This is a genomic window from Phocaeicola sartorii JCM 17136 = DSM 21941, from assembly GCF_054653615.1.
Genome location: NZ_BAAIFW010000006.1, coordinates 1,080,382 through 1,091,321 on the forward strand (window position 1 = coordinate 1,080,382; position 10,940 = coordinate 1,091,321).

The following is a 10,940-nucleotide window of genomic DNA, read 5'->3' on the forward strand; positions in this document are numbered from 1 at the left end:
ACTTAATACGAGACCGATACCGGAATGCCGGAATCCTTTATCAATTTCCCTATTCTGTCCAATTCCTCATGAGTAGCCTTTTCCAAATCATGATCGGGTGTTTCGCGGTCGATGGTGTAAATCATCACCTGGCGGGGGGCGATCTCTTTCACCGTCTCCAGCCAGGGCAGCACATACCGGTCTGAAGTATTATCCACATCCTGCCCTTGATACTTGCCTTTCATGAACATGGTCTGAATAATCAGATTACCTTTGAAAGCTTTCATTCCTTCTATAATCTCCCGCACATCGTAGTGCCCGGTCGGGCGGTCTGTCAACCGGATATAATCCGTATCAATGGTATCCAGTTTCAATATATTATTATCTATCTTATTCAATGCATCGAATACCTCCGGTTTGTGAATAAAAGTAGAGTTGCTCAACACACTCACTTTCGCCTGAGGAAAATATGTATCACGCAGTGCCAAAGTATCTTCTATAATTCCTGCAAATTGAGGATGAGCCGTCGGTTCGCCATTACCGGCAAAAGTCAGCACATCCGGTTTGGGACCATTCTGCCGCATATCAATCAAACGGGCTTCCAAAGCTTCACGAACCTGCTCGCGGGAAAGCAGTTTCTTCTTCGGACGATGATCTTCATTGAAACCACATTCGCAATAGATGCAATCGAAGGTACAAAACTTGCCGTCTTCGGGAAGAAGATTGATTCCTAAAGACACTCCCAAACGACGGCTATGCACCGGACCGAAGATGGGAGAAGGATAAATGACTGTTGACATAGTTCTTTTTTCTGTTGATAACAGTGCAAAAATACGGAATGTTTTTCAGAATTTCAGCCTCAACTGCAAATAAAGGTCACTCTTTGTACTGCCGTCAATTTCCTCCAAGGCAGAACCTATCTTATCTCTGTTGAAATAATGGGTCGATCCATATTTTGCCTGCAAAATAATATGTTTATTCAGTTCATAACGCATATTCACTGCCAACCGCATACCTTTATCATAAAATGAAGGCATGGAAAAAGCATAGAGCACACTCTTTTCATAGATAGTAAGACGGGAGTTATAATCATCCGTATGGAACCATGTGCCACTCAAATCAAGCCGAAGAGGAAGCAAACGAAATGTATAAGCCGCACTTTGAGAAACCAGAAAACCATTGGAGGCAGATTGCCCCCGGAAGTTGACGCGTACATAATCCGCTATGGTTTTCAACGCCAGTTTATCTTTCAAGGTATAATTCAACTGGTACCGGCATTTCTGCTGAATAAATGGAATGGTCTGCTTGGTTTTATCCTCCGCAGTAAAGTCCTTTTCCTTCTTTTTATAACGATATCTTATAAACATTCCCAGTTCATAAGTAGGTGAATAACTTAATTGGAGTAATCCGTCCCATCCTTTGGTTCCTGCCTTACTTACCAAATACTTCTTCCAGGGAAAATAGAAAAAATCACCATAGCAAGTCATTTTGATATACTTTAAAATGTTGGTTTCCAATCCTATATAAAAGCCACTTTCATTTTGTACCATGCTTCCTTCTCCTATGGAACGAGCATAAATCGCTTGGTATTTCGCATTATAATACCTGTTCATAACTATCAGCTGTGTTCCTCCTTTCGGTGAATAACGCAACATATTCATGGTTGCCCAAGCTCCGCATTTGTCTATGGCCGTTTCACCCAATAAAGAGAAACGTTTCCAAAAGAATTTATAATCCCCTCCCACGTTATAAAAGTCCTTTCCACGCGGATAATAAATGTTATAATACTTCTTCTCAGGATTCAACGGCTTGTTGAAAACATTATAAACTGCTGTTAATCCCAGTTCACAATATTTCCCGTTATAATTTAAATTACTACCAATCAGCTGATTAGTTAATGTATTTTTCTTTTCAAACTCACGATACAGCCGATGGTATCCATCTTTTTTCAACGACCTTATAAACCGGTTATCAACCATGCCATCCATCTTCCGATACGAATAAAAACCATCTATAGTCCACCTTTTAGCTAGTTTATAGCTGGCTGCCACTCCTTGGAAATAGTTATATTCATCGGTAGAAGAATGCTTGCGTATTCCCCGAGTCTTGTTTCCCAAGGTAGAGAGTGTCGCTGTTTTCCCCATCCCGAAATCAGTGTTGATAACTAGTCCATAACCATAGCTGACACGATAGTTTCCCAAAGCTAAAGACTTGATACGCCCTATATTACGAATGAACAGGTACAGTGAATAAAAATCATAGCCTTTTTTGTTCTGTCCGGTAAAGAAAGGCTCTCCCGCATCCTTTTCGGCAGTAATGCCTGCATAAATCTGATTCCGATAATGAAAACTGTACCGCAGATTATGATAATATCCATATCCCAGATATTGCTTGTTCGGATTTTTTTTTAAAGTTTCAGCCGGGTACTGTTGATACCCGGCTTTTGTATAAAAAGGAATATCGACACGTGTTGATAACTCTTGTTTACCGTATTTCAATATCCGCTTTATATTCAGCTTATATTGCTCTTTTTCAGGAGTTTCAAAGTAAATAAAGGGTAGTAAATACTGAATGGTCTGCCTGTCAATATCTTCAATCATCCCCAACTCATTCCGGGTAAGCATAGGACCGTATTTATATAGATAATAAAGAATATTCTCCACCAGCTGGTCAGAGAGAAACGGAAAGCGTTCCAGTTGCTCTTTAGTAGCTGTATTGATATTGATGGGATGTTCACGCAATTCGGAAAGTTCTTCAAACTGGGTATCCCATTGAAACGAATTGTTTTCATCTTCATCCATCAATTGCTCTGCCAGTTCTTCCCACACTTCCTGCGCACACAGGTTATTCACCGATGAAAGTATTGTAATACAGATAATTAACATGACTTTCAACAACCTGTTCATTTTATAATCCATTGGCGTGTTTTAAGTTAAATAGTTTTATCCGCTATACAGAGTAATCATATTTCTTGCTACTTTTGCACCAAGATGAAAAGGAAACTCTTTATAGCATTGTTTTTTTCCTTTATAGCCGCTGCTGCCTATTCTCAGCAGCCAACGACTACTATAAACGGATATATGGTACCTGCATGTGTATATAAAGGAGATACCATTCCAGCTGTACGGTTGCCTAATGTGTATGTTTTCAGACCATTAAAATTCAAAAATGAAAAAGAGAGACGGGAATACTACCGCTTGGTAAGGAATGTAAAGAAAACCTTGCCACTAGCCCGTGAAATTAACCGTGCTGTGATAGAAACTTACGAATACATAGAAACATTGCCTGACAAGAAAGCCAGGGAAAAGCACTTGAAACTCGTAGAGAAGGGACTGAAAGAGCAATATACACCGATTATGAAGAAATTAACTTTCTCACAGGGAAAACTGTTGATAAAGTTAGTAAACCGCCAGACGGATTCTTCCTCTTATGAATTGGTAAAAGCTTTTATGGGTCCCTTTAAAGCCGGATTCTATCAAACTTTTGCGGCACTTTTCGGTGCCAGCCTGAAGAAAGAATATCATCCGGAGGGAGAGGATCAACTGACCGAACGGGTGGTATTGTTAGTTGAAAACGGACAGATCTAACTGATTCCTGTTGTTTGAATTTTACGCTTATTGTCTGAATCTCATTAACTTATTGGCAAACTCCCATAGAATGATTCCTGTGGTAACCGATACATTCAACGAATGTTTTGTGCCGTATTGAGGTATCTCAACACAGCCGTCGCAAGCATTGACCACTTCCTGCTGCACACCTTTCACTTCATTTCCCATGACGATGGCGTACTTTTTGTCTGCATCCAGTTCCAGCTGGTCCAACAAAGTGCTGCCTTCCACTTGTTCAATGGCTAACACGGTAAATCCTTGATCATGAAGTTCCTGAACAGCATCAAGCGTATTCTTTTTATATTTCCATTCCACTGTGTCTTCGGCTCCCAAGGCTGTCTTATGCATTTCGGGATGGGGAGGAGTGGCTGTAATACCACATAAATAAATGCAATCTACCAAAAAGGCATCCGATGTGCGGAATACCGAACCGATGTTATGCAAACTGCGTACTTCATCCAGCACCACTGCCAAGGGCAACTTATCGGCTTTCTTGAATTCATCCACTGTAAGCCGGTTCAGTTCTGTTATTTTGAGCTTCCTCATACTCTATATTCTACTTTATTATTAACGGTTGCAAAGATAATAACTAATTCACATACCCCTGTTGATAACGGTTGAAAACATGTAAAAAGGATGGGCATATTATTTCAAAAGTATTTCTTGCATATTTCAAATAATGGTATATGGTACACTCAAAATCAACAATCCAAAAATTAATCACAGAACTTAAACAACTAATATCAACACAATTTAATCACTATTTTAGGCGTTCATAAGCATAAAGTTTTTAACTTTGCATATTATCAACAGTTTGTTAATAGAACAAGTAAAGACAGTATAATCAGTACTTAAGCCGGTTGATTACTTATTCATATCTGACCATTACAAATGAATAACTTATCAGGCAAGGAAAAGGATACTCTTTTTACTAACAATATGAACAGACTATTATTAATACCATATTTCTTTTTTTGAAAGAAGGAGAAAAAATATAGATATAATGAATAAAGAAGAATGGTTGAAAACAGGGTATGTTGCTGAGCCGGTAGACAAGACTCTGGATTTGAAAGCGGAGATCAACAAGCTGCGTAAGGAAAAGAATGCGCTTATCTTGGGACATTACTACCAGTCGGGTGAAATACAAGATATCGCCGATTTTGTAGGCGATAGTCTGGCACTGGCACAATGGGCGGCGAAGACGGATGCTGATATCATTGTGATGTGCGGTGTTCATTTTATGGGTGAGACGGCAAAGATTCTTTGTCCGGACAAGAAAGTGCTGGTACCGGATTTGAATGCGGGCTGTTCGTTGGCCGACAGTTGTCCTGCCGATGAATTTGGCAAGTTTGTCAAAGAGCATCCGGGCCATACGGTGATTTCGTATGTCAACACTACGGCGGCAGTCAAAGCGGTGACTGATGTGGTGGTCACTTCTACCAATGCCAAGCAGATAGTGGAAAGTTTTCCGGCAGATGAGAAAATCATATTTGGTCCGGACCGTAACTTGGGGAACTATATAAATTCAATTACAGGGCGTAATATGCTGTTATGGGACGGTGCCTGCCATGTGCATGAACAGTTCTCTGTGGAAAAGATATTGGAACTGAAAAAACAGTATCCCGATGCGGCTATTCTGGTTCATCCCGAATGTAAAGGGGCTGTTTCCAAACTGGCTGACAAGGTTGCCTCTACAGCAGGACTGTTGAAATATGCCATTGCCAGCGACAAGAAAGACTTTATTGTGGCTACGGAAAGCGGCATTCTGCACGAGATGCGTAAGAAATGTCCTGAGAAGAACTTTATTCCTGCTCCTCCCGAAGACAGTACCTGTGCTTGCAATGAATGTAATTTCATGCGATTGAATACAATAGAGAAGCTGTATAATACACTGAAGTATGAATGGCCGGAAGTGACGGTGGATGAAACAATTGCAAAAGAAGCGGTAAAGCCAATTAAGAAGATGTTGGAAATCTCGGAAAAGCTGGGATTGTAACTTTCATAAAAGATCGGAAGATGTGGTTGGTAAAAGACTTTTTTGTTGTTCCTAAAAGTAAAGGGGACTTCTTCTGGAAAGGATTCATGATAGGATGTATCATCGGAATGGGAGTGACATTACTGGTTCTGCCTTATTAAAGATTTGTTTTGACGGGATAATGGTTTTCATGGAAATCATTATCCCGTCAAAATCATTTTTAAAGGAAAACAAAATACTTATTTTTATTTGGGTATAGAGCAGTAGACGAATGATATAACTGTAATTCGATGAGTTAACTTAAGGATATATGGAAAAATTATAAGTAAGTTTATTGTCCGGTATTCTATTAGTTCCTGTTTAAATTTTCTTCAAAAAGAATTCTTAAAAGAATACTGAAGAAAATTTAAAACAGGAACTTAGAATAATGTATATCTGAAATAACTTATTGAAAACTTGATTTATCTTTTATTTATAAGGTGCAGGATCCAATAAAGGAGCTTTCTGGAGTTCACTTCGAGGAATAGGACACCAATAATTTTGCGGAGCAATGAATTTGCGTTCCTGTACCGCTTTTTCACGATAGATATACTCTTTTTTGCCATCCTTATATTTCAGGATATCCATGCCGTATAAATTCTCATTCATTACCTTTTCGGATTGCAGCCAACGGCGCAGGTCAAACCATCGTTGCCCTTCAAAAACTAACTCGACCATACGTTCGTGCTCATACTTTTCCCGGATATTGTCAGCTGAGATTCTAGGCAGATTGACACGATTCCGGATTAAGTTTATGTATGTTATAGCTTCCGGTATATTTCCTAATTCTATCTGACATTCGGCGTAGTTTAGATAAAATTCGGCTAAACGCATAAAAAACCAAGGAGTTGTATCACCTTCTGTTCCGTAAGTATCATAATTGCGGTTCAAGAATTTACGCATATAATATCCGGTTTGGGTAGCGTTACGATAGTTAGGTCCTTCGCGTCCGTCTAGTCCGCCTACAACTCCCTCTTCTCCTGCGGTGTATATCTCTACCTCTCTTTCATATTCTCCATATCCCCAGGTGCATCCATCATAAATAAGTGAGGAGTAGAAACGCCATTCACGGTTTGAATAAGGATTGACAGACTTGTCTTTGCGTACATACGGAGTACCATCTTCCATTTCGAAAGCATCTGCTATTTTTTGTGAAGGCTGAATAGTTCCCCAACCTTGATAGCCGGAACCGGGCCCTGCCGGAGCCATGTATGTGAATGACCAATTGCGAGGACCGTCTTTTTTGGAATAAAGTTTCATGAAAATGGCTTCAGGATTATTGTAATCGGTAAACATTTGGGCATAATCATCAGCGTTGTTTACCGGAGTTAATAAATAAGCCGGTTCACCGGATTCTTTCTTTAGATCGATCACTGCTTTATTTGCCTCTGCCGCCGCAAGCCATTTCTCATTGGATGGAGTTCCGAATAGAGGGCTTGCTTTAAACAGAAGTGTACGTGCTTTTAATGCTAATGCTGCTCCTTTTGTGGCACGTCCTAAATCGCTGTTATCCTTATAAACCACAGGAAGAAGGGCAGCAGCACTATCACATTGTTCAACTATGTATGTTGCCACATCGTCTATGGGGGCTCTTTTTACATTCAAGAAGTCTTCTTCCAGTTCATAAGTCTTCTTAATCAAAGGTACGGATCCGTAATGTTTGTAAAGTTCGGAGTAGAACCAGGCCCGCAGAAAGAAACCTTGTCCTTTCAATTCATTTTTCCAAGTGGCATCTGCTTCGGAATTTGTTGAAACTTTCCCTATGTTTTCCATAAATCGGTTGACTCCATTGATGGCTTGGTAGTTTTTGTACCAAGTGTCTATTGTCCATCCCAAAGATGGTTTGTCCGGTGAAAGTTCTCCTCTGACGGTTGTTTCTGTACCGTAGCCATGCATGTGATAAGCTTCATCGGTAAAGTTGCAATACATGATGTAGGTACTTCTGCCGTTATCGGCTTCTATTTGCAAATATTGTTGGTTAAGATTTGCTTCTGCCAGAGCCAGGTCGTTCCAAACAGCACTATCTGTAAAAGAGTCTAGCGGATCTATGTCCAACAAATCGGAACAAGAAACCAATGTACCTGCCAAAAGGAATAAAGGGAGTATTTTTTTATAACTTGTATTCATAATCATAACTATTAAAATGAAAGATTAACACCGAATGAGAAGGTTCTTGAAAGTGGATAGAATTGGGTACCTCCAGTGTCATTGGGGCTTTCGGGATCACAGATCTTAATATCGTCTATTGTAAACAGGTTACTGCCGCTGACATATAATCTGCATGATTCCAACCCTACCGGATTCATCCATCTTTTAGGTAGAGTATATCCTAATTCTACATTTTTTAATCTTAAGAATGCCGCACTTCTTAGCCACCAGGTAGAATAGCTGCCGTTAAAACCATCGTCGTAGGCATTCTTGATCATGGCACGCGGCCATCTGGCTTTTAAGTTCTCTTCGGGGGTATTGGATTCGCTCCAGCGTCCTTCGTAGAATTCAGCGGCAAAGTTTGTTTTCTTTGGTTTGAGGATATATTTAGCTTTGGCTTGTCCTTGGAAGAATACACTGAGGTCGAATCCTTTCCATTCACCGCCTAAAGTAAATCCATAGAGAATTTGAGGTGTTTCGGTTTCATCGGTTCTGAATTGGTCGGCAGTAGTAATAGCACCGTCTCCATTTATATCACGGTAAATCAAGTCTCCGGGTTTGGCGCCTTTTAGATGCGGGGTACTTTCTACTTCTTCCGGTGTCTGATAAATTCCTATCGCATCATACAGTACGAACCCGTCGATAGGCATGCCTTCTCTTTTCTGCCATTCGGGTACGGAAGCCGCTTCGTCCATATAGTCCACTTTATTGCGTGCGTATGTAAAGTTAGCTGTAACATTCCACTTGAAATCACCTTTTTGATCGTGATAATTTGCAATCATTTCTACTCCTGAATTGTTTACTCTACCTAAATTTTCGGCAGGTAAGCTTAAACCGGTGTACCAAGGAACTGATGCAGAGCGTTGTATCAAGATGTCTGTTCTTTTAGAATGGAAATAATCAAAGTCGAATCCGAACTTTCCATTCAGGAATTGAGATGAGAAACCTAAGTTAAAGGTTTTGGCTGTTTCCCAGGTTACATTGGGATTGGCGGTACGGGTCATGTTCAGAGTTTTGTTCACATCCAAGTCGTTACCGAAAATCATTCCATCTGTAAACTTATATTGTGTGAGATATTGATAGGCGCTGATGTTATCATTACCCATGATACCGAATGATCCTTTCAGTTTTAAAAAGTTTATGATAGGAGTCAGATTTTTAAAGAAATTTTCTTCGGATACTACCCATCCTAATGAGGCACTTGGAAAGAATCCCCAGCGTTTACCTCCTGCAAAATTTACTGAACCGTCGTATCGGGCAGCTATTTCGGCCAAATAACGTTGTTGGTAATTATAGGTGATACGTCCGAAGTAGTTCTGACGTGCTGTTTTAGTAGATGAACCACCATTACTTGAATCTTCGGGATTGCTGCTTCCTGCAAATAGTTCGGGGATGGCAGTTGACAAGAAGTTCTGTCGGTAGGCATCCATTGAACTGTAGTTATAGACACTTTGTTCATAAGCCAGAAAAGCGTCAAAGTTGTGTTCGCCGAAAGACTTCTGATATCCGATACGTCCGTTTAGTGTGATGCGGTCGGAATGGTTGGAATTTTGGTTCAAGCTGATAACTCCGGTTGCCGCTTTCTGATTTTCATAGTTTCCATTTTGAGGATTGTACATATAGATATCATAAGGGTGCTTGAAGGTTTTGGTATGAGTGAATACATAATCCAATGCGGCATATCCGTCCAGATAGAGTCCCGGCAATACTTTAGCTAAATCTATTTTTAGATAAGGTTTGATGGTAATGAGGTTATATACATACTTTTTAGTACCGTTGTGTCCTTGTGTCTTTACTATGGGGTTGTCATCGGGGGCATTGTCACCTGCTTGTAGCATACCATTAGGATAAAACGGAGCGGCCATAGGGCTGGCAGCAAGGAAAGTGGCAAAAATGCTGTTGGTATCGTAAGCTGTTCTATTCCTTACTTCCTGACGGCCCAATATATCAAATGAAAATTTGATACTTTTGCTTATTTGAGCATCAATATTGCTTTTGAACTGATATTGATAGAAATTCTGCGGACTGTCTTTATAGATAGCATCCTGATAGAGGAATTGTGCGGATGTATAGAAGGACAATTTATCATTTCCACCGCTCACCGATAATGAATGTTGGGTTTGAGGCGCCCATTTGTTAGTAGCCGCATCCCACCAGTCGGTGTCCGCATAGCGTATCGGATCATCGCCTTTTTTGATATGGTCTATTACTTCCTGTGAGAAGGAAGGAGCGTTACCTTTACGGTCGTCAAATTCATTGATGTAAGTTGCATATTGTAAGGAGTTAGCCATTTCCGGAACTCGTGTGGGTTGTGAGATAGAGTAATCACCGGCATAATTTACTTTGATTTTTCCTTCTTTTCCTCGTTTGGTGGTGACTAAAATAACACCGTTGGCCGCACGTGCGCCATAGATAGCGGCAGAGGCATCTTTCAGAACTGATATGCTTTCAATATCTTCTGAATTTAAACGGCCAAAGCCACGGTCGGCTACTCCATCTACTACAATCAGCGGACTGTTGTTGCCCATTGTACCTTTACCGCGGATTAAGATGCTGGCACCATCTTCTCCAGGTTCTCCCGAACGGGTGTTGGCTATGACGCCTGCCGTCTTTCCGGCCAGAGAACTGGTTAGATTTACTTTATTGGCTTTTTTCATTTCTTCTCCGTCAATTTGGGAGACAGAGCCGGTAACTGTAGCCTTTTTTTGTGACCCGTATCCTACGACAATTACTTCATCAAGCAGTTCGGTGTCACTGGTTAGTTTGATGTTTAAAGAACTCATGTTTCTTACCTGTACCTCTTGTGTTTTGTAGCCGATATAAGATATCACCAGTACTTCTTTATTTCCATCTACTTGGATAGAGAAATTACCGTCAATATCAGATATGATACCGACAGTGCTTCCTTTTACCATGATGTTGGCGCCGATGATGCTGCTTCCGTCGGTTGCATCGGTAATTGTACCTGTTACTATACGCCCCTTTTTCTGTTGTTGGGTCATTGTCATTTCTCTGCCTTCGTTGTCGGCCGGACTGGCAAATGCAGGATTGATACTTCCTGATAATACCATGGTGGCTAAACAAAGCGAGAATAGTTTTTTAGAATGCTTTTTCATTCTGATTAAGTTTTTAATTAGATTTTACCGTTAACTATCTCTTGTTATTTCTGCTGGCAAATATCAAGGAAAGCA

At 40.5% G+C, this 10,940-nt stretch carries 7 protein-coding genes; 2 read left to right on the forward strand and 5 right to left on the reverse strand.

What is annotated here, in order from left to right:
* Positions 1-2 precede the first annotated feature (2 nt).
* Both ACYQ0C_RS21470 and ACYQ0C_RS21475 read right to left on the reverse strand, forming a co-directional pair.
* A complete protein-coding gene (locus tag ACYQ0C_RS21470) occupies positions 3-779 on the reverse strand; it encodes a radical SAM protein (protein ID WP_016274884.1) in 777 nt (258 codons plus the stop codon).
* Between the two features lie 45 nt (positions 780-824).
* The gene (locus ACYQ0C_RS21475; RefSeq protein WP_016274885.1) at positions 825-2,897 is read right to left on the reverse strand and encodes a helix-hairpin-helix domain-containing protein; all 2,073 of its coding nucleotides are present in this window, start codon (positions 2,895-2,897) and stop codon (positions 825-827) included.
* Positions 2,898-3,059: 162 nt separating this feature from the next.
* Between ACYQ0C_RS21475 and ACYQ0C_RS21480 the strand changes: the two genes are divergently transcribed.
* Positions 3,060-3,566, forward strand: coding sequence for a DUF4294 domain-containing protein (locus ACYQ0C_RS21480; RefSeq protein ID WP_016274886.1), 507 nt, complete (start codon positions 3,060-3,062; stop codon positions 3,564-3,566).
* A gap of 27 nt (positions 3,567-3,593) precedes the next feature.
* Here ACYQ0C_RS21480 and ACYQ0C_RS21485 read toward each other — a convergent pair whose 3' ends face one another.
* Positions 3,594-4,133, reverse strand: coding sequence for an RNA methyltransferase (locus tag ACYQ0C_RS21485; RefSeq protein WP_016274887.1), 540 nt, complete (start codon positions 4,131-4,133; stop codon positions 3,594-3,596).
* Positions 4,134-4,590: 457 nt separating this feature from the next.
* On the opposite strand from ACYQ0C_RS21485, the gene nadA reads away from it, so the two are divergent.
* Complete coding sequence (gene nadA, locus ACYQ0C_RS21490; RefSeq protein ID WP_016274888.1) at positions 4,591-5,583, forward strand: quinolinate synthase NadA; 993 nt, start codon at positions 4,591-4,593, stop codon at positions 5,581-5,583.
* Between the two features lie 447 nt (positions 5,584-6,030).
* Here the strand turns inward: nadA and ACYQ0C_RS21495 are convergent, their stop codons facing one another.
* Both ACYQ0C_RS21495 and ACYQ0C_RS21500 read right to left on the reverse strand, forming a co-directional pair.
* Positions 6,031-7,728 carry a RagB/SusD family nutrient uptake outer membrane protein gene (locus ACYQ0C_RS21495; protein ID WP_016274890.1) on the reverse strand — a complete coding sequence of 566 codons (1,698 nt, stop codon included), beginning with the start codon at positions 7,726-7,728 and terminating at the stop codon, positions 6,031-6,033.
* A gap of 11 nt (positions 7,729-7,739) precedes the next feature.
* The gene (locus ACYQ0C_RS21500) at positions 7,740-10,865 is read right to left on the reverse strand and encodes a SusC/RagA family TonB-linked outer membrane protein (RefSeq protein WP_016274891.1); all 3,126 of its coding nucleotides are present in this window, start codon (positions 10,863-10,865) and stop codon (positions 7,740-7,742) included.
* Between the last annotated feature and the right edge of the window lie 75 nt (positions 10,866-10,940).

Excerpts from the sequence above, each read along its gene's own strand:
- ACYQ0C_RS21470 (WP_016274884.1), bottom strand. The coding sequence starts at position 779 with ATGTCAACAGTCATTTATCCTTCTCCCATCTTCGGTCCGGTGCATAGC.
- ACYQ0C_RS21475 (WP_016274885.1), bottom strand. The coding sequence starts at position 2,897 with ATGGATTATAAAATGAACAGGTTGTTGAAAGTCATGTTAATTATCTGT.
- ACYQ0C_RS21480 (WP_016274886.1), top strand. The coding sequence starts at position 3,060 with ATGGTACCTGCATGTGTATATAAAGGAGATACCATTCCAGCTGTACGG.
- ACYQ0C_RS21485 (WP_016274887.1), bottom strand. The coding sequence starts at position 4,133 with ATGAGGAAGCTCAAAATAACAGAACTGAACCGGCTTACAGTGGATGAA.
- nadA (WP_016274888.1), top strand. The coding sequence starts at position 4,591 with ATGAATAAAGAAGAATGGTTGAAAACAGGGTATGTTGCTGAGCCGGTA.
- ACYQ0C_RS21495 (WP_016274890.1), bottom strand. The coding sequence starts at position 7,728 with ATGAATACAAGTTATAAAAAAATACTCCCTTTATTCCTTTTGGCAGGT.
- ACYQ0C_RS21500 (WP_016274891.1), bottom strand. The coding sequence starts at position 10,865 with ATGAAAAAGCATTCTAAAAAACTATTCTCGCTTTGTTTAGCCACCATG.